The organism is Streptomyces sp. NPDC007905 (genome assembly GCF_042959345.1).
Taxonomy (GTDB): Bacteria; Actinomycetota; Actinomycetes; order Streptomycetales; family Streptomycetaceae; genus Streptomyces.
In genome coordinates this window covers 1-22,302 of sequence record NZ_JBIBKS010000041.1, presented here as the reverse complement: position 1 = coordinate 22,302, position 22,302 = coordinate 1, and the positions used below count along the sequence as shown (strand labels likewise).

Genomic DNA, 22,302 nt, shown 5'->3' with positions numbered 1-22,302 from the left:
GTCCGCTTCCTGGCCCAGTGCCAGGCGAACGGCTACCAGGCGCTCAGTCACTACTCGCCTTCCTCAACACACACGCAGGGCGCACGCCCGCCCCTTGCGCCCCTTTCCGCACCGATGCCGACTGAGGTGTGGCAGACAGGGGGCCCGGGCGGGCACAGCGGACCTCGAACCTCCTCCACCTCCGGACGCTGCCCAGCCGAAGACCCCGTTGCCCCGCGTAATCTCCGGTCAGTCAGCCGGAACGCCCGGCCGACACCATCTCGAACCGCTTCGGGAGCCGATGGACGGCACCGGAGGCCCTTGCCGGATCGGCGATCGCGTCGGCAGCGGACCCTGGCAGTTCCTCCTCCGCGCACCAGCGCTGCGGGAGGAGCAGGACGCCGGCTGTGAGCAGCAGTACGGTCCACAGCCGCAGGGTCCCGAGCAGGGGCGCGTCGCCGATGACACCCGGCGCCAGATGCAGGCCCGTGAAGGCGGCCGGAGACCACACCGGGACGGGGCGCCGCAGGCCCATGAGCTCCCAGCACAGTGCGCCGAGGAGCAGGCCGGCAGTGTAGTAGTCGTAGACGCCCGGGTCCAGCGCGATCCGGGCGCCGACCCCCAGCAGCAGCACCGCCTGCCAGCGGCGTCGCACGACCGCGAGCACGCCCAGGCCGCCGCCCAGGCAGAGCTGCGCCATGCGGTCCCACGAGGGCGTCCCAGCCGTGGCGACGCCGAGCGCGCGCAGGGCGGAGGAGGGCTCGTTGACGATGGTGTACTGCGCGACGGTGAGCGTGCCCGGGTCGGCGATCACGAAGGGCAGCCAGGCGAGCAGGACGGTGGCGGCCGCGTAGACGGCGACGTGCCACCGCCGAATCCGGGGCGCGGCCAGGACCAGCGGCAGGAAGGCCAGTGCCCAGGGCTTGGAGTCGGCGGCCAGGCCCAGGCAGAGACCCGCCAGCGCCGGGCTGTCCGCGATCAGGGCCCGGACAGCGAGCACGGCGAAGAGCAGCGCCAGCACGTCGTCGAGGTGGCCGTAGTGCACGGACAGCGACTCCCACACGACGAGGAACACGCCCCCGCCCAGGAGCACGGTCCGCCGCAGGGCCGTCGGCCGTCGCAGCAGGTCCGGCCGCGCGAGCACCGCGCAGCGCTCCAGGGTGTGCAGCGCCAGCAGGCCGGCGGCTGTCATCGCCAGCTGGCTGGCCACCATCCCGTTGTCCGACCCGATCGAGCGCAGCACTTGGGCGCCGACGAAGGCGACCGGACCTATCTGGAGGCTCGGATAGTTCGCGTACAGGTGCAGGCCGCCCGCCGGGCTCGCGCCGGAACCGTTGAACAGCAGCGCACTGCCGTGGGCGAAGTAGTGCCACGAGTAGCCGCCGCCCGGCAGGTACGCGAGCAGCCACACCAGCGCCCACAGCCCGAGCGCCCACCGATGCCAGGTGCCTCGCAACGACACGTTCCCCACCTCCCCTTCAGCTGATCGCTTGTGTGCGGATCGCATCCTCGAGGAAAGACGTTCATCCCGTCCGGCCGGTTTCCGCCGTTTGGTGTGATTTTGCTATGACTTGCGCCGCCGGACGCTTCCAGCTGACCGGCTGGACTGGCACATGCAGCACCTGCCCCGCCTCCCGCGCCTCGGTGTTGCGCCGGCGCAGGCACGCGTGAAGGGCCCGGGTCCGAGTGCTCGCCGACGCCTGCTTCTGGCGTATCCGCCGCCACCGCGACTGATCAGCCTGGGGCAACAGCGGGGCGGTCGAAGCCGTTGACGCCGGTTGCGACCGCCCCACGGGAGTCTGCGGACATGCCTGGGCTGCCGCAGGCGGCTCGGCCGCCTGCGGCAGCCCGCGACTCATCGGTGTCAGCCCATGTCCGTCAGGAGGGTTTTCAGTTCCTTCTGCTGCTGGGCAGGCGACATCGGCGGGTTCGAGTGGTCGATGCCGAATGTCTTGAGGACCTTGTCCATCTGGGCGTCGATGGAGGTCCAGCCGGTCTGGTCGAGCGGCTGCAGTGACGCCTGGTCGGCGTCCCACAGGTCACGCAGTGACTGGGCTGCCGCGTGCGCGCCGGTCGCGTTCCCGGAGCGGGCGTCCTTGAGCGAGGTGGAGGCGAGCTTCTTGAGTGCGGCGACCTTGGCGGGCGGGAACTTCTTCACCGCCTGGCCGGGAGCCATCTGGACGGCGGAGGTGTTGTCTTCCTCCGCCGCCGGGCCGACGTGCGGCTGGTTGTGGGCCCAGACCAGCAGGCCCGCGGTGGCGACGGCGAGCAGTGCGAAGCCGGCCAGCGCGGTGCGTTCCTTGCGCGGGTTGCTGGTGGCCGGTGCCGAGTGGGTCGCCTCGTGGGTCTCGGTCACGTCCGAGCGCGTCACTGTCAGGTAGACCACCGTCGCCAGGATCAGGCCGAGGAAGATCAGGCTGGTGGTGAACGTGCCCAGGTCGAGACCGGTCGGTTCGCCCGGCTGGGCGACCTTGGGGGAGGCGAGCCAGTCGCCGATGTTGGCGCCCAGCGGGCGGGTCAGGATGTAGGCGAGCCAGAAGGAGAGCACCGGGTTGGCGCCGAACTTCCACAGCGCCGTGATGGCCGCGATGAGGCCGAGCGGCAGCAGCACGGAGACGCCCGGGCTCCAGCCGGTCAGTTCCAGGGTCCAGTCGCCGGTTGCGGTGCCGAGCGCGAAGGTGACGAGAACGGCGAGCCAGTAGAACGACTCCCGCGGCAGCGTGGTGACCGAGTGGATCGACAGGGTGCGCTCGCGCAGCCACCACACGCCGAAGACCACCGCGAGCAGTACCGAGAAGACCGCGGAACTGATCCACAGCGGCACGTTCAGCTGGTCGGTCAGGATGTCGGTGTACAGGGTTCCCGTGACGCTGACAACGACCACGGTCAGCCAGTAGGGGAACGGGACGTACCGCTTCAGCCGCAGCTGGACGGCCAGGACCACGACGAACACCGCGGTGAAGATCCAGGCGGTGTTGACCAGGCCGACGCCCAGCTTCATGTTGATCCAGTCGGCGAAGCTCTCACCGACGGTCGTGCACAGGATCTTGATCACCCAGAACCAGATGGTGACCTCGGGGACCTTGTTGAGCATGAGGCGCCCGCTGCGTGTGCGTGCTTCGGTTGTCGTTGTCATGCCGGGAGGCTTACGCGGGGAACCTGCACATAACCTGACTACGCGGTCGCACGGGCGGCCGGGAGTGTCACCTCGACGTGACCGCGGCCGTCCGCGATCGCGCGGACCTCCGCACCGGCCGAGGCGGCGATGCGCCGGACCACCGGCAGCCCCAGCCCGTACCCGCCGCCACCGCTCACCCCCGCTTCGAAGACCCGGTCGACGTCCGCGGGATCGAACCCGGGGCCGTCGTCCAGGACATCGACCACGATGGCCTCGCCCTGGTCGCGCGCGGTGATCCACACCCTGGACTTCGCATGCCGCAGGCCGTTCTCCAGCAGGGGTGACAGCAGCGACACGGCGACGTCGGCCGCCACGGCGACCTCAACCTTCGCGGGAAGGGCGACCTCGACCGCGCGGCCGGCGATCGCCTGCCGTGCGGCGGAACGCAGATCGCACCGGGTCCCCGGGTCCGTCCGTGCGCGCGCGGCGCGCAGAAGCGTCGTGATCGCCGTATCGAGGCGGTCGACCTCGCTCAGCACCGCCTCCGGCGGCACCGGCCCGCCGGACAGCTGCGCCAGCTGCGCCTCGGCCCGCAGGACCGTGAGCGGTGTGCGCAGCTCGTGGGCGATCTCGTCGGTGAGCCGGCGCTCGTCCGCCAGCGCGTTGTCGACGCGCTCCAGGAGATGGTCCAGGGTCCGCCCCAGTTCCCCGAACTCGTCGCGGGGGACCCCGAGGTCGAAGCGGCGCCCGGGTTCGTGATGGCCCCAGTCGTCGGCGAGGGCGGCCATCTCGTGCACGACCCGCAGCGCGCGGCGCACCACGAGGTGTGCGACACCGCCGGCGAGGAGGATCGTGAGGCCGCCCAGTATCAGCGACAAGGTCAGGCTGCGCTGCTCGGACGTCTCGTAGGGCGTGAGGTCCACCCGGACGATCACCATGACGTGGTGGCCGCGGACCGGGACCTTCCGCGCGTACAGGAGGTAATCGCCGACCGTCGCGGTCTGCGGCCGCCTGGAGTCCGCCAGCTCCTCGACACGGCCGACCACACCCGGCGGCACGTTCCCGTCGACCAGGCGGCCGTCGGCATACACCCAGGCGACCTCGTCCAGCGCCTCGCTGCTGTTCTCCGTCAGGACGACACGGCCGCCCTCGGCGGTGACGTTCGCCGCGACCGCCTCGGCGCGAGTACGCGCCAGATCGTGCGCGTCGGCGTCCGTCACCCGGCTCAGCAGCACGTGCGAGACCACGACCAGGATCGCCACCACGGCGGTGGCGATCAGCACGGTGAGCGCGACGACCCGCTTACGGAATCCCGTCACTGCCATCGGTAGCCCACACCGCGGACGGTCGCCAGACGCCCGGCCACACCCAGCGGACCGAGCTTGGCCCGCAGCCGGCGCACATAGGAGTCGAGGGTGTTGTCGCTGACCTGCGCCCCGTGCGGCCAGCCGGCGGCGATGAGGGCGTGGCGGCGCACCGCGTCGCCCTGCGAGGCGATCAGGCGGCCCAGCAGCCGGAACTCGGTCGGGGTCAGACTCATGCTCACCGCATCGTAGGTCACCACGTGCTTCGCCGGATCGAGGACGACCTCCCGCGGTGCGGGCGCCACGGTGGCCCGGCGCAGCAGCGCCCGGACACGGACCAGCAGTTCCGGGATGTCGAAGGGTTTGGTCATGTAGTCGTCGGCGCCGGCCTCGAAGCCGCCCACCTTGTGATGCAGGCCGTCCAAGGCGGTGAGCATCAACACCGGCGCGTCGACGCCGCGCGCCCGCAGGGCCAGGCAGACGTCGCGGCCGTCGGCGTCCGGGAGCCCGAGATCCAGGACGACCAGATGGGGCGCTGGTACGAGCTGCCGCAGCAGGCCGTCGGCCGTGGCGGCGACAGAGACCGTGTGGCCGTCGTGCTCCAGGGCGCGCTTGAGGACCCCGCGGACCGCCGCGTCGTCTTCGCACACCATGATGAAAGCCACGTGCAGACCCTAGATACTCCCGTCCCAGTTCTCCATCCGCCCTGGTCAGCCGCCTGACGGTCGGGAGCAGACCGCTGGTGCCGCACGCCCCTGCCCTGCCATGAAGCCGCGACGGTCGTGCCCGAGGGGCCGAGCCCGCAGCAGCGGGGGGCGCGGGACGACCACAATGGGTGCGCCATCAGCCCGGCGGTGCGGAACGGCCCGGCGCTGGTCATGAGTACGCCGCGGTGGGATGCCGGACCGCGTTCAGCCTCGGCGTGACAGGAGGGCGGGCCCGTCCTGAGGCCGTGGTGGCCGGGCACCTGTCACTACGGTCGACGACGCCGGGCCGGGGTTCATCCACCGGCAGCCGGGTTGGGCACGCCCCAGCGGTGCCCGCCGGGCCCACGAATAGCTGGGTCCTCACGGCGCACCCTTTCCGACCGCAGGGCCTCGCGGGTAGAGCCCATGCGCTTGTGGGCGCAAGCGGACGGCCGGGCGATCGCTGATGGCCGGGTTCGTACCAGTGTGGACCGCTCGGACGCCGCCACCTGTATCGATACTCCAGTCTGCCTCGGGCAGGGACAGGAGACGTGCGGTCGTCCTCCAGCGTGCGTGGTGACTCCTCGCGCGGGAAGCGCGCGACCGGTCCCCGCCGGGCACGACCGCAGTTCATGGTGCATCGGGTGGCAGTTCGGCGCGCCCTTGCATCAGCGGAAGATGCCTGTGTGACCCAGCGAGTAGCGGCCCGGCTGCGGATAGACCGCGAGGCCGTGCGGGCCGCTGCCCACCCTGATGCGGGCGAGCTGTGCGCCGGTGGCGGTGTCGATGGCGTACACCTCGGAGTTGTAGCGGCCGGACAGCCACAGGACCTTGCCGTCCGCGGAGACGCCGCCCATGTCGGGGCTGCCGCCGTTCGGAAGGCGCCACTTCTTGGTCAGCCGGTTCTTGGTGAAGTCGAACACGGAGATGGTGCCTTCGCCTCGGTTGGAGATGTACATCTCGCGGGAGTCACGGCTGATGTAGAGGCCGTGCGCGCCCTTTCCGGTGGGCAGGAGGGACGGCTTGGAGAAGGAGTCGCCGTCCAGGACCCACAGGCCGTCGGCCATCATGTCGGCGATGTAGAACTTCTTGCCGTCCGGGGAGATCTTCACGTCCTGGGGCATGGCACCGTTGAGGGGCAGCTTCTGCTGGCCGGTCACCGCCATCTTCTCGGTGTCGACCTTGAGCAGCTCGCCGCTGAACTCGCAGGAGACGATGAAGTAGCGGCCGTCCATGGAGAAGTCGGCATGGTTGACGCCGTGGCAGCTGGCCGGGACAGCCTTGACCATCTTCATGGTGTGGGCGTCGCGGAAGACCAGCTGCCGGTCGTCGGAGGCCATCACGACCGCGTACTTGCCGTCCGGCGTGAAGTACAGGTTGTACGGGTCATGTACGGCGACCGGCTTGCCCGCCTCGCCGGTCCTTGGGTCGATGGGGGTGAGCGAGTTGCCCAGGTCGTTGTTGACCCACAGCGTCTTCAGGTCCCAGGAGGGCACTACGTGCTGAGGCTGCCTGCCGACCGGGATCGTCTCGATGACCTTGTAGGTCTTCGGGTCGATGACCGACACCGTGTCGGAGTTGGTGTTAGGGACGTACACGCGGGACGGGAAGTCCTTGACCGTCGGCGAGAACTGGTTCGGGCGGTCGGCCGCGTAGAGGTCTTTCGGGTCGAGCACGGGCGGCATGCCCCTCAGACCCGTCTCCTGCTGCTGCTCGGGGTTGAAGGGGGCCCTGGAGGCGAGGGCCTCGTCCTTGTGGGGGATCGCGCTGCTGCAGGCGGCGAGCGCGGCGAGGGCGGCGCCGGTGATCAGCAGGCGGCCAATGGTCGTGGGATGCATCAGCTCAGCAGCTCCCTGATGGTCACCGCGCGCAACCGCGTCGGTCGAGTTGGGGGGAGGTCGGGTGGGGCGGCAGCCGTATCCGCGTCCGTGGAGCGCATGTTCATCACGGATCCGTTGCGGATCTCCCCGATGACCTTGCGCGTGACGGCAGGGGCGACGCGGGAGCCTCTGCCGGTGCGGCCGAAACTGCACGAGGCCGTGCAACCAGCAGCTTCGACCCGTGCTACGCGTGGGGGAGGGAGCGGCCGAGATCGCGGGCGAGCTCCGGGGGTCCTCGACACGCTGCTGCGGGGACTGCGGCTTGTGCCGCGGGCCCCGGCCTCGGTCAGGACACCTTGACGATCACCGTGGGGGAGTGCGTCGTGCCGGACGTCGACACCCGGAGGTGCTGCGCGCCTTTGGTGCTGAACTTGCCGGTCAGCGCGTAGGTGTGGCCCTTCGTCACCGTGGTGCTCGAGCTCAGCGTGGTCCACTTGCCGTTGCGCAGGTGCTGCAGGACCAGTTTGGTGCCGGACTTCAGCCCGTTGGTCTGACCGGTGAACGTGAGGCTCTGCCCAGCCTTGACCGACGTGTTGTTGGCCTTGATCGTGATCGATGCCTTGGTCGCCGGCGTCTTGCTGTGCGTCGCGCTCGGTGTCGGCATCGGCGCGTTGCCGGCGGCGAAGGCTCCGGCCGACCCGGCCGATACCAGCGCGGCGGACAGGGCGCCTGCGGCGAGCGCACGGACGCAGCGGCTGCGAGTGGCCTCCATGGTGGTCTCCCGTTGGTCGACGAAATTCCTCCTGCGGCGCGTACGCCCCACAAGGACGATCGCGCCCCTCCAGGTTTGCCCAGGATCATCTGCGTGGCGACTCGGGAGTGGTCGAGAACGAGATCAGAGGGGGACATTTGGCGTAAAGTCGCACCTCGCCCCACGGGATCCCACTTACTCGCTCCAGGAAGCCCCGTACCGGTCGGGGAGTGCGCGCGGCCGCGCAAGGGCGGCGGCCAGCCCAAGGAATACAGGGTCGGTCGGCGGCCGGCCAGGTCCACACCGGTCTGCCGGACGCTTGGGAACGGCAAAGCAGCGTGCCCCGCCCACACCGTGACGGCCAGAGCACGGCATGGCCACGGGCTGTCCCCACACGCAGTTCACATGCACGGGCTCCTACGGTGGAAGTGTGCGGGTGCTGGTGGTCGAGGACGAGGTCCGCACGGCGGCGCTGCTGCAGCGCGGGCTGTGTGAGGAGGGGTATGCCGTCGATGTCGCCGGTAACGGTCAGGAAGCGGTGTGGTGGGCGCAGGAATGCCCCTACGACGTGATCGTGCTGGATGTGATGCTGCCGGGTTTCGACGGTTTCGAGGTGTGCCGCAGGCTGCGGGCCGGAGGATGCTGGTCGCCGGTGCTGTTGCTGACGGCCCGGGGCGCGGTCACCGACCGGGTGCGGGGGCTGGATGCGGGCGCGGACGACTACCTGACCAAGCCCTTCAGCTTCGCCGAGCTGTTCGCGCGGCTGCGGGCCCTGATACGGCGGGGGGCCAGGGAGCGGCCCGCGCTCCTCGCCGTGGGTGATCTGCGGTTGGACCCGGCCAGTCGGCGGGTGTGGCGGGGGCAGTCGGAGCTACAGCTGTCGCCCAAGGAGTTCGCATTGTTGGAGCTGTTCCTGCGGTATCCCGGCGATGTACTGACCCGCACCCGGATCCTGGAGCACGTCTGGGACTTCGCCTACGACGGCGTGTCCAACGTCGTCGACCAGTACGTGGCCTACCTGCGCCGCAAGATCGACGAGCCGGGCGGAAAGTCCCATCTGCAGACCGTGCGCGGAGCCGGATACCGGCTGCGGATGCCGGCTTCCGCGAAGGGCGGATGAGCCGTCATGACCCTGAGGTGGCGGCTGGCGCTGCTGTTCGCGCTGGGCACCGCGGTCGTCATCGCCATCGCCGGGCTGCTGTTCCTCCAGCAGTTGACGGCAGGTCTGAACAACTCCCTGACCGCCACACTGCGCGCGCGGGCCGACGCGGAAGTCGCGCGCCTCTCCTTGGCCGATCCGCTGCCACCGCTTCCCCAACCCCCGCCTTCCGAGAGCCGGGACACCGGCCAGCAGGGGGACCAGCACGGCCAGAACCCGGTATCGGACGACATCACGCAGGTCCTGGCCCGTGAGGGCGCGGTGCTGGCGACCACCGACCCGGCCGTCCGGCAACCGCTGGCGGACGCCAGGCAACGGCGGGCCGCCGCGCACGCCCCGGTGCGGTTCACCACCACAGTGGAGGGCGAAAAGTACCGGATGCTGGCCGTGCCCGCCCATCATGGCGCCCGGCTGGTCCTCGTCGTGGTGGGCACCGCCTCTCACCTGGCCGAAGATGCGACCGCACGCACCAGCACCGCGCTGTGGATCGCCGGACCGTCGGCCGTCGTCCTGGCCGGCCTCGGCGCCTACGCCCTGACCGGCTCCGCGCTGCGCCCGGTGGAACGCATGCGACGACGCCTGGCAGACATCTCCGAGCACGACACCGCCGCCCGCCTCCCGGTGCCCGGCACCCGCGATGAGATCGCGACACTGGCGAGCACCATGAACGCCGTACTGGAGCGCCTGGCCCGGGCTCTGGACCGGGAACGCGGCTTCGTCGCCGACGCCGGCCACGAACTGCGCACGCCGCTGACCACGCTGAAGGCCGAGCTGGAACTGGCGCGCCGGCCGGGCCGCTCCCCCCAGGCACTGGTGAACGCGATCACCGCGGCGGAGGCCGACACCGACCGGCTGATCAGGCTGACCGAGGACCTGCTGGTACTCGCCCGCGAGGACGAAGGCCACGCCTTCCTGCGAACCGAACCGATAGCCCCGGCCGACATCCTCACCCGAGGCGTCCACGCGGCTTCGGCACGCGCCGAGACCCGCGGCGTCCGCCTGGCCCTGCGAGCCGACCCGCACATACGTGTCGCAGCCGATCCCGACCGGCTGCGCCAAGCGGTGGACAACCTTCTCGACAACGCCCTGCGCCACAGCCCGGACGGCGCCGTCATCGACGTGACGCTCAGCACCCGTCACGGGTCCGGAGGCGATGTCGCCGTGATCGAGGTACGTGACCACGGGCCCGGGTTCCCGCCCGCGTTCCTCCCGCTGGCCTTCGAGCGGTTCCGGCGCGCCGATGCCGCACGGGCCCGCGCGAGCGGTGGCGCCGGGCTGGGCCTGGCGATCGTGCGGTCCATCGCCGAGGCCCACGGCGGCAGCGTGGCGGCGGACAATCCCGAGGGAGGAGGCGCCCGGGTCCGCCTGGAGCTCCCGCTCGCCCCGGCCCCTGAGCAGGGACCGAGTCGGCGGTGAGACGTCATACGCTCGCCCGGGCCCGACGGCACCGCGGTGCCGTACGGGCGTGGAGCCGGTCGGGAGACCGTCCCGCAGGCGCGGAAGATCCCGTCAGTGATCCAGCCGACCTCCGGTCCGGGCGTTGGGCCGGTCGTCCTGCAAAAAGCGCGGCAAGACCTTGCCCATGGCGGTGTTCACCGCGGCAGTCAGCCCGACGGTGCCGTGCCAGCCGCGGTCGCGCCCATGCCGAACGCCACATTCCAGCATGTCAGCGTTCACATCAGCCGCACACGGTCGCTTCACGAGCCGCTTCGCACACTGAGGGCATCAGCATCGATCCGTTCGAAAAGGCGGACATCATGAAGTTCCATCAGAAGATCGTGGCCACGGCGGTCGTTGCCCTGACTGTCGGCGGGGCAGGGATCGGCACCGCCGTCGCTGGGTCCAGCGCGAGTACGGCTCCGGCCGCGTCCGTCGTGCGACAGGACACGCCGCCGGAGCCACCCGGACCGGACATCGACAACATCCAGCACGGCGACCAGAACGCCCCCGACAACGAGCGGCCGGGCGAACACGGTCAGGCGGAGACTCCGGAGGGCGCCGACGGCCCCGGCGGTCACGCCGATGCGTCCGCAGGTGCCCAGCACGAAGCGGGCAGCGCCGAGAAGTGAGGGAACAAGTGACAATCAGGGCGTCGGCGGCGACCTCATCACGCGGCCGGCGCCTCATCCGGTGGCGCCGTACACAAACAACCGCTACCACGGCCCCGCGGCGTATACGTGACCAACTTGCCGAGCACGGACCATACGGCCGTAGGGGCTGGGGGTAACCGGACACCGAGGGCACCGCCTCGACGAAGCGTCACAACTGATCAGGCATACGCCCAGGGGCGAGCGACGCGCGTACCGGTGCTTGTGCACGCTCCCGCCCCCTTCGACCGGCTCAGCCGGTGACGGGGAGTGGCAGCGGCGGGGGACGACGAGGGCCCGTCCGAGGCGTCGCCGCAGCCAGAGCAGCGAACGTCGGGTGGGTGTGGACGAGATCTACTCAGCGTTCGTCGCTTTGAGGGCTGAGCCGGTCACGGATCCGGAGAGGGGTTCACCAGGGTGGCCGGTGGCTGGGCAGAGCCGGCCCGGCGGATGCGACGCCGGCCTATCTGGTGATCATCAACCGGCTGCAACGGACCGCTGTGCAGATGATTCAGCCGGAGGCAGACCACGGCAACCTCAGTGGAACTCGGCGCTCGCTGAACCGGGCCGACGGCCCTCTCGTCAACATGCTGGTGGGCATGGATGGGCTGCGTGTTCGCGTGCAACGCTGGTTCGGCGTACAGGGGACACCCGATGGCAAGGGCCATGGGCAGGAGGACGAGGGCGACCAGGACGACGGTCAGGGCCACCCGCACCACACGCTGTCTCGTGCCCTCATCATGCGGGCCGCCCACCGGCCGGGACGGGAGGGGCACGGACTTTTGCCGTCGTCTAACCCTCGGCGAGCAAGGCGTTAACCCACTGCTTCCTAGCGTGGGTGCCATGACCGTCCGGCCCGGGAATGCCTGGAGGCAGTGGTGATGGCAGCACACGCACGGATGTCCGCCGCCGTGGGACTGGCGCTCGTGGCGGCGGTGACCGCGGGCTGTTCGGGCTCCGGTTCGCACTCCGGTTCCGGTTCGGCGTCGAAGCCGCCGGCTTCCTCGTCCAGCGGCGTCGCGCAGAATAACGCGGCGCCCACCGAGTCGAATCCGCCCGGCGACATCCCCGACAACCAGGCGTATGTCGTCTACCGGCCGACCGGCGGGTCCTTCACCGGCTTCACCGTGAAGGTGCCCGAGGGGTGGGCCCGTACCGACCAGGGCAGCACGACGGTGTTCACGGACAAGCTGAACACCGTCAGGATCACGGCGGTCTCCGCTTCCACGGCTCCCACGGTCGGCTCGGTCACCCACACGGTGGTCCCGCAACTGCGCGCCCGGGTGCCGAAGTTCGCCGCGCCGAAGGTGTCGGAGGTGTCCCGGCACGCCGGCCGTGTCGTCCTTCTGACGTATCAGGGCGACTCGGCGAAGGACCCGGTCACGGGCAAGGTCGTGCGCGACGCGTTCGAGCGGTACGCCTTCTACAAGGCCGGCCATGAGGTGGACCTGACCCTGTCCGGCCCGGCCAACGCGGACAACGTCGACCCGTGGCGCGTCATCAGCGACTCCTTGGCTTGGAAGTGACCACCGTGGTGGACGAAGCGGTCCTCACCGCTCGCGAGCTGTATCGCTTCTACCGGGCCGGCGAGGAGGAGACGCTCGCGCTGCGCGGGGTGTCGCTGCGGGTGGGCCGAGGCGAGACGGTCGCGGTCGTGGGGCCCTCGGGATCCGGCAAGTCGACCCTCCTCGGGTGTCTCGCCGGACTCGACGAGCCCTCCGGCGGCGAGGTCCGCGTGGACGGCGTACGGATCAGCCACCGGCCCGAGACCGAGCGGGCCCGGCTGCGCGCCCGGCACATCGGCGTGCTGCTCCAGACCCGCAACCTGCTGCCCCACATGAGCATCCGCGACAACATCCGCCTCGCCCAGCGCGCCGCCGCGGGAAGACCCGCCCTCTCCGCGCAGGAGCTGCTCGACCAGGTGGACCTTGCCGGACGGACTCACGCCCTGCCCCGGCAGCTGTCCGGCGGTGAACTGGCCCGCGCCGGGCTGGCCGTCGCACTCGCCAACTCCCCCGACGTCCTGCTGGCCGACGAACCGACCGGCGAACTGGACGGCGCCACAGAGCAGATCATCCTCACACTGCTGCGCGAGCGGGCCGCCCGGGGTTGCGCGGTACTCATCGTCACCCACAGCGCGGAAGCCGTACGCGTCGCCGACCGGGTCATCGGTCTGGAGGACGGAAGGACGGTCGGTGCCTCGGCGCAGCCCGAGCCGGAGCCGCAGGAGGCCCACGATGTCACCGGATGAGCCGCTCGTCGTCTGCCGGGACGCGGCCCTCACCTTCGGCAGCGGCCCACAGGCCGTCGTGGCCGTGCACGGAGCCGACCTGGAGATCAGGGCCGGTGACCGGCTCGCGGTCGTCGGCCCCTCCGGGTCGGGGAAGAGTTCGCTGCTGCACCTGCTGGCGGGGCTGGAACGGCCCACCAGTGGCACCGTCAGCCGGGCCGAGTCACTGGACCCGTACGACATCGGTCTGGTCTTCCAGGGCGACAGCCTGATCCCCGCCCTGAGCGTGGCCGAGAACACCGCCCTGCCCCTGGTCCTCGCCGACCGCCCCGAACTCGAGGCGCGGGAGGCCGCCCTCGCCGCGCTCGCCCTGGTGGACGCGGCCGACCTGGCCGACCGGCTGCCCGAGGAGATCTCCGGCGGCCAGGCCCAGCGCGTGGCCGCCGCCCGGGTCCTGGCCCAGTCGCCGCGCCTGATCCTCGCCGACGAGCCCACCGGCCGCCTCGACCACACCACCGGCGCCCGCGTCCTGGACGCCCTGCTCACGGCCGCCGACCACACGGGCGCGGCCCTCGTCGTCACCACGCACGACCCTGCCGTCGCCGCGCGCCTCAGCACCCGGCGCAGCATGCGCGACGGCCGGCTGCTCGCACCCGAGGAGGTGTCATGATCGGCTCGTGGACGGCCGGCCTGGCCCGCCACCGCACCGGACGGCTGCTGGCCGCGCTGGCCGGCATCGCCCTCGCGGTCGCCCTCGTCGCCGCGCTGGGCTCCTTCCTCTCCGTTTCGAAGGCGACCATGACCCAGCGTGCCGTGCGCTCGGTCGCCGTCGACTGGCAGGTCCAGGTGCAGCCCGGGGCCGATCCCGGCACGGTGATGTCCCTCGTCCACAAGGCGCCCGGCACCCGCGCCGCCCTGCCCGTCGGCTTCGCCCACACCACCGGCTTCACCGCCCACGTGCAGGGCAGCACCCAGACCACCGGCCCCGGCATGGCGCTCGGCCTGCCCGACGGCTACCGCGCCCTGTTCCCCGACGCGATCCGCACCCTCTCCGGCTCCCCGAACGGCGTCCTGCTCGCCCAGCAGACCGCCTCCAACCTGCACGCCGCCCCCGGCGACACCATCGGCGTCCGGTTTCCCGGCGCCGGGGTGCGGCAGGTGAGGGTGGACGGCGTGGTCGACCTGCCGCAGGCCGACTCCCTCTTCCAGACGGTCGGTGCCCCCAGCCAGTCCCAGCCGAGCGCGCCCCCGGACAACGTCGTCCTGTTGCCCGCGGCCAGGTTCGCTGCGCTGACCCGAGGCGCCACCGGCGTCACCACCCAGATCCACGTCGCCCGCGACGACGCCCGCCTGCCCTCCGATCCGGCCGCCGCCTTCACCGCCGTTACCGGCGCCGCCCACAACCTGGAGGCGCGCTCCGCCGGTGCCGCGCTGGTCGGCAACAACGTCGGCGCCGCCCTCGACTCCGCCCGTCAGGACGCCCTGTACGCCCAGATGCTCTTCCTCTTCCTCGGCGTGCCCGGCGCGGTCCTGGCCGCCGCGCTGACCGCGGCGGTCGCCTCCGCCGGTGGCGAGCGGCGCCGCCAGGAGCAGGGCCTGCTGCGGCTGCGCGGCCTGCGCCCCCGCCAGATCACCGCACTGGCGGGCCTGGAGGCGGCGCTGACCGGTCTCCTCGGCGGCCTGGCCGGCCTGGGTATCGCCGCACTGACCGGCCGCCTCGCCTTCGGTGCCGCCTCCTTCGGAGCGGGCGCGGGCACGTGGGTCGCCTGGTACGGCATCGCGTTCGTCCTGGGTGCCGCCGTGGCCGCCGGAGCTGTACTTGTCCCCGCGTTGCGCGACCTGCGCACGGTGACCGTCGCCGAGACCCGCAAGGAGTCCGGTGCCCGCAGCACCCGCAGCCCCTGGTGGATGCGGTACGGCGTGGACTTCGCCCTCCTGATCTGCTCCTGGCTGGTCTTCCGCGCCTCCTCCGGCAACCAGTACGCCCTCGTCCTCGCCCCGGAGGGCGTGCCCAGCATCTCCGTGTCGTACTGGGCCTTCCTCGGCCCGGCCCTGCTGTGGATCGGCGCCGCCCTGCTGCTGTGGCGGCTCACCCTCCTCGCCCTCACCCACGGCCGCCCCGCCCTGGCCCGGCTGGCCCGACCGCTGACCGCGTCCCTCGCCGGCACCACCGCCGCGACCCTCTCCCGGCGCCGCCGGCCGCTGGCCCGCTCGGTCGTGCTGCTCGCCCTCGCCGTGTCCTTCGCCCTCTCCACGGCCGTCTTCAACGCCACCTACCAGCAGCAGGCCGAGATCGACGCCCGCCTGACCAACGGCGCCGACGTCACCGTCACCGAACCACCCGGCGCCCGCGTCCCACCCGGCGCCGGATCAGCCCTGAAGATCTCCGGCGTACGGCACGTCGAACCCCTCCAGCACCGCTTCGCCTACGTCGGCTCCGACCTGCAGGACCTCTACGGCGTCCGCCCCACCACCATCGCGCAGGCCACCTCCCTCCAGGACGCCTACTTCGCCGGCGGCACCGCACAACAGCTCATGCACAAGCTCGCCCAGCGCCCGGACAACCTGCTGGTCAGCGTCGAGACCGTCCACGACTTCCAGCTCACCCCCGGCGACACCGTCAACCTGCGCATCCAGGACGCCCGCACCAAGGCCCTGCGCGCCGTCCCCTTCCACTACGCCGGCGTCGTCAAGGAGTTCCCCACCGCCCCGAAGGACAGCTTCTTCGTCGCCAACGCCTCCTACATCGCCAGGGCGACCGGCAGCGACGCAGTCGGCGCGTTCCTCCTCGACACCGGCGGCAGCCACCAGAAGCAGGTCGCCGCGCAACTGCGGGGGCGACTGGGAACGAGCGCCACCATCACCGACCTCACCCAGACCCGCGGCACCGTCGGCACCAGCCTCACCTCCGTCGACCTGGCCGGCCTCACGCGTATCGAACTCGTCTTCGCCGTGCTGCTGGCCGCCGGAGCCGGCGGACTCGTCCTCGCCCTCGGACTTGCCGAACGCCGACGCACCTTCGCCATCGCCACGGTCCTTGGCGCCAGGACACGCCAACTGCGCGGCATGGTCCTCACCGAGGCCCTCGTCCTGGCCGCCGGTGGCCTGGCCGGAGGCGCCCTCATCGGCTGGGCACTGTCCGAGATGCTCGTCAAGGTCCTGACGGGCGTCTTCGACCCACCGCCCGCCGGCCTCGCGGTCCCCGGCGCCTACCTGGCGCTCACCGCTGCCGCCGCCGTCGTCGCCGTACTGGCCGCGACCGCCAACGGCATCCGCAGCGCCCGCCGACCCGCGGTGGAGGAACTGCGTGACCTATGAACAGCCCGTGCCCGCAGACCGTGCCGACCGCCTCGCATCCTCCTACGCTGTCGCCCATGGGGACCCCCGCCACACCGGACCGCAGCCGCCTGCGCGTCCTCGTCGTCGAGGACGACACCACCATCGGCCACCACCTGGAGACCGGTCTGCGCGGAAACGGCTACACGCCCACCTGGAGCCGTACCGGCACCGCGGCCCTGGCCGAGGCCACCCGCACACCGTTCGACGCGGTGCTCCTGGATCTCGGCCTGCCCGACACCGACGGCCTCGACATCGCCCGCACTTTGCGTAGCCGATTCCCGGATCTGCTGATCGTGATCCTCACCGCACGCACCGACGACATCGACATCGTCGCCGGTCTTGACGCGGGCGCCGACGACTACCTCGTCAAACCCTTCAGCCTCACCGTGCTCCTCGCCCGCCTCCGCGCCCATCTGCGCCGCCACACCGGTTCCTCGCCCGTGCTCGGCCCGATCCGGCTGGGCGACCTGGTGATCGACCCCGCCGCACGCCGATGCACACTCCAGAGCATCGACGTCTCCCTGCGCCCCAAGGAGTTCGACCTACTCGCCCTTCTGTGCCGGCATCCGGGCGAGGCGGTCTCGCGCGAGACCCTGATGGCCGACGTGTGGGACGAGAACTGGTTCGGCTCCACCAAGACCCTCGACGTCACCATGGCCGGCCTGCGACGCCGCCTGACCCAGGCCGCCGACGCGCTCACCCGTCCGTGTCGCCTGCCCCGGATCACCACCCTGCGCGGGCACGGCTACCGGCTGGAAGGGGCCGTGGAAGCAAGTCGACCGATCGACGACCGCCGAGGCGGCAGTTCTCGTTCAGCGTGGTGAAGGCATCGTCGTCGTAACCCGGAGGCGTGGGTGACATCGCCCTGCGACAGCCGCCTGCGTGCCGCGCCGCGCTACTGCGTGCACGCCGACCGACGTGCCCTCCGAGACAGCATCCTCTCGTTCCTCACGGCCGCGGGGTGGGCAGGCACTGACAGCGGAGCGTGAACGGCGACGGAATGACGTCCGCATAGACTGCGCTGTCGGCCGCCAGGGCCAGTCGGGACGCGGACCCGCGCTCACCCCCCGGCCCACGCAGCAGTCCTTCGAGGTGGGAAACGTGGCGTCGAGTGCGGCATCTCTTGTACCGGTCAACTCAACCCTCGGGGTACTGCTCGCCGCTCTACTGCTGGTGGCGGTGGCGGTGGCGGGCTGGTTCCGTCTGGACCCGCACCCGTACAAGAGCCGGGCCCGGGAGATCCTCCTCGCCGGCTTCCGCGCCGCTGTCCAGCTCGTCCTGGTCTCGGTGGTCATCACCTGGGCTGTCAAGTCGGTGCCGGGGCTCCTGGCGTTCCTCGTGGTCATGTTCGCGGTGGCCGTGCGCACGGCCGGACGGAGAATAACCGGCAACCACACCTGGTGGCTGACGGCCGCTCCGATCGCCGCCGGCGTGATACCGGTCGTCGTGGCGCTCCTCGCCACCGGGCTGGTCCCTGTGAAGGGCGTCGCCCTGATCCCGGTCACGGGCATCCTCATCGGTGGCGCGCTGACCGTGACGGTCCTCGCCGGACGCCGTGCCCTGGACGTACTGTCTCAGCGCCGCGGCGAGGTGGAGGCGGCGATGGCCCTGGGGTTCACGGACCGTGATGCGCGCATGGAGATCGCACGTCCCGCTGCCTCAGAGGCCCTCCTGCCCGGACTCGACCAGACCCGTACCGTCGGACTCGTCACGCTCCCCGGCGCCTTCGTCGGCATGCTCCTGGGAGGGGCTGGCCCTGTGCTGGCTGGAGCCGTGCAACTGTTCGTCCTCATCGCACTCATGGCCGTGCAGGCCGTCGCGGTGGCGGTGACCCTCGAACTCGTCGCCCGTCACCGCCTGTATCGCCCCGGGCCGGACACTCACACCGGTTCTCCGCGCAAGGCCAGAAGGTTTCTCAAGGTACCGGGACCGAGCCGTGCTCCCGAGTAGGGACCGTGCCAGGTCATGCGTGTTCGCCACGAGTGCGATCACGACCAGCCGTGGGTGAGGTGCGACTACGGTGGCGGGTTGAGGGCCGTCCGGGCCGTACTACGGCGCAGCGGGCCGTGTCTCCCAGCTGGGGGAGCGCGCCCGGCCCCGCACACAGCCGGTACACACCACAGGGTCCGCTGTTCCTCCTCCCCGGTCGGCTCGTGCCGGGAGCCGGTGACAGCACGGATGCAACTGTGCTCACACGCTGAAGTCGGGAAGCAGCGATCACACGGCCCGGCGCTGAAGACGACTCCGGCTGCCGCCCGCGCAGCGCCCGCGTGCCAACGACGATGCGGCCCGCTGTACGGCCGGGGTCGGTCCGGCCGTGAACACCCGCCGCCGCATCTGAGTGAATACGGTCTGACAGTCGAGGCCGGTATAGCACCGATCGGTGCGATACCGGCCTCGAGGGGCGGGCCCGTCAAGGCCGGCGACCGCTCTCCGTGCCTCGTCGCCGAGGGTTGCAGCGCGCCGACGGCGACGCGATCCCGGCGACGATCAGGTCTGTCAGCGCATATCTGTGAGGAGGGTGTTGAGTTCGGCCTCCTGGTGGGCCGGCGACATCGGCGGGTTCGGGTGGTCGATGCCGAAGGTCTTCAGGACCTGGTCCATCTGGGCGTCGATGAACGTCCAGCCGGTGTTGTCCAGCGGCTGCAACGAGGCCTGGTCGGCATCCCAGAGGTCTCGCAGCGACTGGGCAGCGGCGTGGGCCCCGGTCGCGTTCCCCGACCGTGCGTCCTTGAGCGAGGTCGATGCGAGTGCCTTCAGTGCGTGGACCTTCGCGGGCGGGAACTTTTTCACGGCCTGGCCGGGGGCGAGGTGCACGGTGGAGGTGGCGTCGGTCTCCGGCGCCGGGCCGACGTGCGGCTGGCTGTGCGCCCAGACCAGCAGGCCCCCGGTGGCGACGGCGAGGAGGCCGAAGCCCGCCAGCGCGATGCGCTCCCTGCGCGGGTTGGCGGTGACCTGCGGGGTGTGCGTGGCGTCGTAGGTCTCGGTCACGTCGGAGCGCGTCACCGTCAGGTAGATGACAGTCGCCAGGATCAGGCCGAGGAAGATCAGGCTGGTGGTGAAGGTGCCCAGCGCAAGGCCGGTCGGCTCGCCCGGCGGAGCGACCTTCGGGGAGGCGAGCCAGTCGCCGATGTTGGCTCCCAGCGGGCGGGTCAGGATGTAGGCGAGCCAGAAGGACAGGACCGGGTTCGCGCCGAACTTCCACAGCAGCGTGATCGCGGCGATGAGGCCGAGCGGCAGCAGGACCGAGACTCCCGGGCTCCAGCCGGTGAGCTCGAGGGTCCAGTCACCGGTCGCGGTGCCGAGCGCGAAGGTGACGAGAACGGCGAGCCAGTAGAACGACTCACGCGGCAGCGTCGTGACCGAGTGGATCGAGAGGGTGCGCTCGCGCAGCCACCACACGCCGAAGACAACGGCGAGCAGGACCGAGAAGACTGCGGAGCTGATCCACAGCGGCACGTTGAGCTGGTCGGTCAGGATATCGGTGTACAGCGTGCCCGTGACACTGACAACGACCACGGTCAGCCAGTACGGGAACGGGACGTACCGCTTCAGCCGCAGCTGGACGCCCAGAACCACCACGAACACCGCGGTGAAGATCCAGGCCGTGTTCACCAGGCCGACGCCCAGCTTCATGTTGATCCAGTCGGCGAAACTCTCACCGACGGTCGTGCACAGGATCTTGATCACCCAGAACCAGATGGTGACCTCGGGAACCTTGTTCAGCATCAGCCGCCCGCTGCGGCGCGTGCGGGCTTCGCTTGTCGTCGTCATGCGACGAGGTTGGCTCGGTCAACCTGCACACAACCTGACTACGCAATCGCCTATGGCGTGGGGAAGGTCACTTCGACGCGACCGTGACCATCCGCGATCGCACGGACTGCCACTCCTGCGGACGCGGCGAGACGCCTTACCACGGCCAGTCCCAACCCGTGCCCGTTGCCGCTGGTCACGCCGGCTTCGAAGACCCGATCAACCTCCGCCGGATCGAACCCCGGGCCATCGTCGAGGACATCGATCACGACGCCCTGGGGCTGGATGCGCGCCGTGACCCAAACGCGCGAGCTCGCATGGCGCAGGCCGTTCTCCAGCAGGGGCTACAACACAGCCACGACGAGTTCGGTTGCCACGGCGACGTCGACGTCGGTCGGGACGGCGAGCTCGATGGAGCGACCGGCGATCGCCTGTCGCGCCGCCGCTCTGAGATCGCAGCGGGTACCGCCGTCGATCCGTGTGCGGGCGGCACTCAGAATCGTCGTGATCGCCGTGGTCAGACGGTCGACCTCGGTCAGAACAGACTCTGGTGCAAGATGGTGACCGGAGAGTTGCGCCAACTGTGCCTCGCCCCGCAGGGCCGTCAAGGGCGTCCGCAACTCGTGGGCGATCTCATCGGTGAGCCGGCGCTCGTCCGCGAGCGCGTTGTCTATGCGGTCAAGCAGGCGATCGAGAGTTCGCCCGAGCTCCCCGAATTCATCGCGAGGAACGCCGAGGTTGAATCGGCGCCCGGGTTCGTGATCGCCCCAGTCGTCGGCAAGAGCGGCCATTTCGTGAACCACCCGCAACGCACGCCCCACCACGAGGTACGCGACGACGCCTGCGAGCAGGATCGTGATGCCACCCAAGATGAGCGACATCGCCAGGCTGCGCTGCTCTGACGTCTCGTACGGCGTCAGATCCACCCTCACGACCGTCACGACGCGGTGGCCTTCGAGCCGGATCGGCTGGGCATACAGCAGATATCTGCCGGTCGTGGTGGACTGGGACTGCCCGGAGTCGGCAAGCGCCTCGACGCGGTCAAGGAGGCCGGCCGGCACGATCCCGTCGATGAGGTGCCCGTCGGCATACACCCACGAGACCGTGTCCAGCGCTTCGTTGCCGCTCTCGATCAGCACGACGTGGCCACGGCGTACGGTTACGTTCGCCGCCACCGCCTCTGCACGCGTATGCGCCAGAGCGTTCGCGTCGGCGTCGGTCACCCGGCTCAGCAAGACGTGCGAGACCACCACCAGCACTGCGGCCACCGCTGTCGCGATCAGAACGGCAAGCGCGACGACTCTCCCACGGAAACCCGTCACTCCCATCGATAGCCCACCCCACGGACCGTCGCCAGGCGATTGGCCACGCCCAGCGCGCCGAGTTTGGTCCGTATCCGGCGAACGAAGGAGTCGAGGGTGTTGTCGCTGACCTGCGCGCCATGCGGCCAGCCGGCAGCGACGAGGGCGTGCCGGCGTACAGCGTCGCCCTGTGAGGCGATAAGCCTGCCCAACAACCGAAACTCGGTCGGCGTCAGGCTTTCGCTTGCCGAACCGTGGATCACGACATGTTTCGCCGGATCGAGAACGACGCCCCTTGGAGGGGTCGTCGCGGTTGTTCTGCGGAGCAGGGCGCGGACCCTCACCAGCAACTCCGGGATGTCGAACGGTTTCGTCATGTAGTCGTCGGCTCCCGCCTCGAAGCCGCCCACCTTGTGATGCATGCCATCCAGAGCGGTGAGCATCAGCACCGGGGCATCAACGCCACGTGCCCGCAGCGCCAAGCAGACATCGCGACCGTCGGCGTCCGGGAGCCCGAGATCCAGGACGACCAGGTGAGGGACCGGATCAAGGTTCCGCAGCAGGCTGTCCGCCGTAGGAGCGACTGCGACCCTGTGGCCGTCGTGCTCGAGTGCGCGCTTGAGTACGTCGCGGACCGCCGCGTCATCCTCGCACACCACGATAAAAGCCACACGCCGACCCTAGTAGACTGTCGCGACTAAGTGTCGTTCTGGTTGGTGGAGTTGGGGTCGGGGAGGCTTCGCTTGATGCTTCCGTTCGGCCGGGCAGGGGTGCC

19 protein-coding genes are annotated in these 22,302 nt (G+C 70.7%); 9 read left to right on the top strand and 10 right to left on the bottom strand.

The features are described from left to right. Positions 1–232: 232 nt before the first annotated feature. The 6 genes from ACFZDC_RS39660 to ACFZDC_RS39635 form a co-directional block, all read right to left on the bottom strand. On the bottom strand, positions 233–1,441 hold the full coding sequence (locus ACFZDC_RS39660; RefSeq protein WP_391331652.1) for a hypothetical protein: 1,209 nt from the start codon (positions 1,439–1,441) through the stop codon (positions 233–235). 402 nt (positions 1,442–1,843) lie between these two features. Then, a complete protein-coding gene (locus ACFZDC_RS39655; protein WP_391331650.1) occupies positions 1,844–3,115 on the bottom strand; it encodes a hypothetical protein in 1,272 nt (423 codons plus the stop codon). 38 nt (positions 3,116–3,153) lie between these two features. Beyond that, positions 3,154–4,422, bottom strand: a complete 1,269-nt coding sequence (locus tag ACFZDC_RS39650; protein WP_391331649.1) for an ATP-binding protein — start codon at positions 4,420–4,422, stop codon at positions 3,154–3,156. Then, positions 4,413–5,066 (bottom strand): response regulator, encoded by a 654-nt coding sequence (locus ACFZDC_RS39645; protein WP_391331647.1) that lies wholly within the window; start codon positions 5,064–5,066, stop codon positions 4,413–4,415. The genes ACFZDC_RS39650 and ACFZDC_RS39645 overlap by 10 nt, the downstream gene beginning before the upstream one ends. Before the next feature lie 689 nt (positions 5,067–5,755). Continuing rightward, positions 5,756–6,925, bottom strand: a complete 1,170-nt coding sequence (locus ACFZDC_RS39640; protein ID WP_391331645.1) for a YncE family protein — start codon at positions 6,923–6,925, stop codon at positions 5,756–5,758. 328 nt (positions 6,926–7,253) lie between these two features. Continuing rightward, a complete protein-coding gene (locus ACFZDC_RS39635) occupies positions 7,254–7,679 on the bottom strand; it encodes a hypothetical protein (RefSeq protein WP_391331643.1) in 426 nt (141 codons plus the stop codon). Between the two features lie 409 nt (positions 7,680–8,088). On the opposite strand from ACFZDC_RS39635, the gene ACFZDC_RS39630 reads away from it, so the two are divergent. The 9 genes from ACFZDC_RS39630 (at position 8,089) to ACFZDC_RS39590 (ending at position 18,423) form a co-directional block, all read left to right on the top strand. Further along, positions 8,089–8,778, top strand: a complete 690-nt coding sequence (locus ACFZDC_RS39630; protein ID WP_391331641.1) for a response regulator — start codon at positions 8,089–8,091, stop codon at positions 8,776–8,778. A 6-nt stretch (positions 8,779–8,784) separates the two neighbouring features. Next, on the top strand, positions 8,785–10,233 hold the full coding sequence (locus ACFZDC_RS39625; RefSeq protein ID WP_391331639.1) for an ATP-binding protein: 1,449 nt from the start codon (positions 8,785–8,787) through the stop codon (positions 10,231–10,233). Positions 10,234–10,574: 341 nt separating this feature from the next. Beyond that, positions 10,575–10,886: a hypothetical protein gene (locus ACFZDC_RS39620; protein WP_391331637.1), complete on the top strand. Its 312-nt coding sequence runs from the start codon at positions 10,575–10,577 to the stop codon at positions 10,884–10,886. Between the two features lie 899 nt (positions 10,887–11,785). After that, positions 11,786–12,430, top strand: a complete 645-nt coding sequence (locus ACFZDC_RS39615) for a hypothetical protein (protein ID WP_391331635.1) — start codon at positions 11,786–11,788, stop codon at positions 12,428–12,430. After that, positions 12,421–13,155, top strand: a complete 735-nt coding sequence (locus ACFZDC_RS39610) for an ATP-binding cassette domain-containing protein (RefSeq protein WP_391331633.1) — start codon at positions 12,421–12,423, stop codon at positions 13,153–13,155. The genes ACFZDC_RS39615 and ACFZDC_RS39610 overlap by 10 nt, the downstream gene beginning before the upstream one ends. Then, positions 13,142–13,804 carry an ATP-binding cassette domain-containing protein gene (locus tag ACFZDC_RS39605; protein ID WP_391331631.1) on the top strand — a complete coding sequence of 221 codons (663 nt, stop codon included), beginning with the start codon at positions 13,142–13,144 and terminating at the stop codon, positions 13,802–13,804. The genes ACFZDC_RS39610 and ACFZDC_RS39605 overlap by 14 nt, the downstream gene beginning before the upstream one ends. Beyond that, the gene (locus ACFZDC_RS39600) at positions 13,801–16,452 is read left to right on the top strand and encodes an FtsX-like permease family protein (RefSeq protein ID WP_391331630.1); all 2,652 of its coding nucleotides are present in this window, start codon (positions 13,801–13,803) and stop codon (positions 16,450–16,452) included. Before ACFZDC_RS39605 ends, ACFZDC_RS39600 begins: the two co-directional genes overlap by 4 nt. A 56-nt stretch (positions 16,453–16,508) precedes the next feature. After that, a complete protein-coding gene (locus ACFZDC_RS39595) occupies positions 16,509–17,297 on the top strand; it encodes a response regulator (RefSeq protein ID WP_391331628.1) in 789 nt (262 codons plus the stop codon). Between the two features lie 277 nt (positions 17,298–17,574). Then, positions 17,575–18,423, top strand: coding sequence for an ABC transporter permease (locus tag ACFZDC_RS39590; RefSeq protein WP_391331626.1), 849 nt, complete (start codon positions 17,575–17,577; stop codon positions 18,421–18,423). Between the two features lie 549 nt (positions 18,424–18,972). Here the strand turns inward: ACFZDC_RS39590 and ACFZDC_RS39585 are convergent. The 4 genes from ACFZDC_RS39585 to ACFZDC_RS39570 are packed head-to-tail and all read right to left on the bottom strand — an operon-like array spanning position 18,973 to position 22,198. After that, the gene (locus ACFZDC_RS39585) at positions 18,973–20,247 is read right to left on the bottom strand and encodes a hypothetical protein (protein ID WP_391331625.1); all 1,275 of its coding nucleotides are present in this window, start codon (positions 20,245–20,247) and stop codon (positions 18,973–18,975) included. A 50-nt stretch (positions 20,248–20,297) separates the two neighbouring features. Further along, positions 20,298–20,564 carry an ATP-binding protein gene (locus ACFZDC_RS39580; RefSeq protein ID WP_391331685.1) on the bottom strand — a complete coding sequence of 89 codons (267 nt, stop codon included), beginning with the start codon at positions 20,562–20,564 and terminating at the stop codon, positions 20,298–20,300. A 6-nt stretch (positions 20,565–20,570) separates the two neighbouring features. After that, a complete protein-coding gene (locus ACFZDC_RS39575; protein WP_391331623.1) occupies positions 20,571–21,554 on the bottom strand; it encodes a histidine kinase dimerization/phospho-acceptor domain-containing protein in 984 nt (327 codons plus the stop codon). Continuing rightward, positions 21,545–22,198, bottom strand: coding sequence for a response regulator (locus ACFZDC_RS39570; protein ID WP_391331621.1), 654 nt, complete (start codon positions 22,196–22,198; stop codon positions 21,545–21,547). The genes ACFZDC_RS39575 and ACFZDC_RS39570 overlap by 10 nt, the downstream gene beginning before the upstream one ends. Positions 22,199–22,302 lie beyond the last annotated feature (104 nt).